The sequence below is a fragment of the Lacinutrix sp. MEBiC02404 genome (assembly GCF_053601575.1).
Genome location: NZ_JBSHNV010000031.1, coordinates 1 through 2,563 on the forward strand (window position 1 = coordinate 1; position 2,563 = coordinate 2,563).

Sequence of the window (2,563 nt, forward strand, 5' to 3'; positions counted from 1 at the left end):
TTTCTCCGATTGCGTAAATCAGATATTTACTGAATTTATTTTCTGTCAGCAGTTTTTGTCTAATTTTTCTAAAGAATTTTATCATTGGTTAGCGGTTTCTGGTAATGAAGCACAACGTGTTTGTATATGGTTTGTTGCGTGATTAAGCAACTAAGTTAACAAATAAAAACGGAATAGAAAATCCGTGAGGATTTTCGTAAGCAGGCTAGAACCAGCAATAAATTATATACGGTGTTGGCAACTGGCTTTATTTTAAATATTTTTCTAATTTAGAAATTTCCATAATTACAGAACTTGAACTGACATTAAAACACGCACTTCCAATTCCGTAATCAATATTAAATTCCATTTGATTTTTATAGGTGAACGAAATTCCGAATTCGTTCAGTTTATAATATCTAAAATCTATCCAACTCATACAATCGCTAATTTCTGGTATTTTAGAATTAGATTCAAATTCAGCTTTGAGCTTATCGTTTATTAATTTTTCCAGTTCTTTTGCGTTAAGATTGAAAAAGTCGGAATTATTTACTTTCAGAGTGTCATCTTTGTCATTCGAGAATAACTCATAATCGTAAGAATAACGACCTTTATAATCAGGAGTTCCAATTGATTTAAATGAGTGATTTTTAAATTCGCAGGATTTTATGATAACAACATCTGAATAATCAGAATCATTTTTTGTCGATTCATTACAGACTATTTTTAAGTCATTTTTTTGAGCTTTTACTTTACAGGAAAAAGTCAAAATTAGAGTCAAAATTATTAATGTGTATCTCATTTTTCAGCTTGTTGCCAACGTGTTTGTATATGGTTTGTTGCGTGTGTAAACAACTAATTTAGCAAATAAAAACGGAATAGAAAATTCGGAAGAATTTTCGTAAGCAAGCTAGAACTAGCAATAAATTATATACGTTGTTGGCAGTAGTTATTTTTCGTAAAGGGTTTTTCTAAAATTCATGATTTCATTTTTAATGAATTCATTATTTACCAATTCAAGTGCTTTTTTATTGTAGAGTTTGGCCTTGTCATCTTCATATAAATTATAATGTGCTCTTGATAAATTATCATAGAAGTAGGCTTTTTTTTCGCCTGAACGTTGGAAGCCAACTCCAAGATTATATAATTCTATAGCCTTTCGGTATTCTTTATTATTCGCTTTAGAAAAACCATAATTCAAATAGGTGTCTGGGAATTCACTATCTAATTCAATTGCTCTTTCGAAGTATTCACTTGCCTTTTTAAATAGACGTAGACTATTATAAGAATTTCCCAATACATTAATTATATATATATTATTAGGTTCTAATTTGAGCGCTTTCTTATAGAGTTTTATTGCATTCCTGCTTTTTCCTTTAGAGCTATATACTTGAGCTTGATCAAATAATACACCAGTTATAGAATCCTTAACTGCTCCATTTTTATAAGAATTCTTATAAATAATTTTTGTATCTCCATTTTCAGATGAAATTAATTTATCAAAGTCAGAATAGATGTCGTTTTTACAACCTATAAAAATTAATATGATAAATAGTTTGAGAGTTGATTTCATAATTACTGCCAACGTGTTTGTATATGGTTTGTTGCGTGTTTAAGCACTAAATTTAGCAAATAAAAACCGAATAGAAAATCCGCGAGGGTTTTCGTAAGCAGGCTAGAACTAGCAATAAATTATATACGGTGTTGGCAAATCGTTTTTTTTTGTTTTTCTTTCCAATTAGTTTGGCATAAATGCTCCACATCCTTCCAAAGAAACTCCAGTTTGTTCGGCAAGAAGAAACATATTTCCCGTTTTTCCTTGTAATTCCGTTAAAGTCCATTTCTTCTTAATATCAACCTCAATATTCCAGCCTTTTAGAAAAATAAGCGTTCTGGTTTTTTCAATTTTGTAAGGTGTATTTTCGTCCGATAATATTTTGCAAAGAAGTTCAGTATTTCTTTTTCGAGTAGAGTAGAAGTGAAAATTGACAACCAATTCAGTTTCTGAATCTATTCCGTTTTCTTCCCAAATCTGCCACATTTTTTCATTCCGTTCAAAATGAGCATTTAATTCAGATTGGTTATTCATTTAGTTTTTTATAGGTTTAGTTTAAAATCAGATTTAATATTCCACTTCCTATTGTTATTAATAACATTATGCCAGAGAATTTTCTCAATTTATTTGATTTCTGCTTTAGGTTTTCATTTTTACCTTCTATTTTCCAATTTATTTTGAACATTGAATTTAACATCAATTCATAAGATGAAAACGAAAATGGATTAAGAATTGGAAAAAAAGGATATTTACTTTTATCAGCTGAATAATAAATCCAAAGGTTCAAATAGATTCCTATTCCGAATGAGAAAAAGGCTAATACAAATCCAATAATAGTAATTCCAGTAATTATTTCGGTCATTGATTATTCGTTCGTCAAATGTTTGCCAACGTGTTTGTATATGGAAAGTTGCGTTTTTACCAGCGAGGATTTTCCGAAGGAAAATCAGAAGTTAGTAAAAGCGCAACCAACCTTATTTAAGCACTAATCTAGCAATTTTTTATATACGTTGTTAGCAAATGCAGCTC

Annotated in this window: 4 protein-coding genes; all 4 read right to left on the reverse strand. The window is 29.6% G+C overall.

All coding sequences use genetic code 11. From position 1 onward, the window contains the following. Nucleotides 1-247: 247 nt before the first annotated feature. The gene (locus tag ACVCXO_RS00140; protein WP_452227577.1) at nt 248-781 is read right to left on the reverse strand and encodes a hypothetical protein; all 534 of its coding nucleotides are present in this window, start codon (nt 779-781) and stop codon (nt 248-250) included. Between the two features lie 147 nt (nt 782-928). After that, a complete protein-coding gene (locus tag ACVCXO_RS00145) occupies nt 929-1,552 on the reverse strand; it encodes a tetratricopeptide repeat protein (RefSeq protein WP_452227578.1) in 624 nt (207 codons plus the stop codon). A gap of 165 nt (nt 1,553-1,717) precedes the next feature. Then, the gene (locus tag ACVCXO_RS00150) at nt 1,718-2,068 is read right to left on the reverse strand and encodes a ribonuclease E inhibitor RraB (RefSeq protein WP_452227579.1); all 351 of its coding nucleotides are present in this window, start codon (nt 2,066-2,068) and stop codon (nt 1,718-1,720) included. Between the two features lie 16 nt (nt 2,069-2,084). Further along, entirely contained in the window at nt 2,085-2,396 is a 312-nt protein-coding gene (locus ACVCXO_RS00155) for a hypothetical protein (protein WP_452227580.1), read from the reverse strand. Nucleotides 2,397-2,563 lie beyond the last annotated feature (167 nt).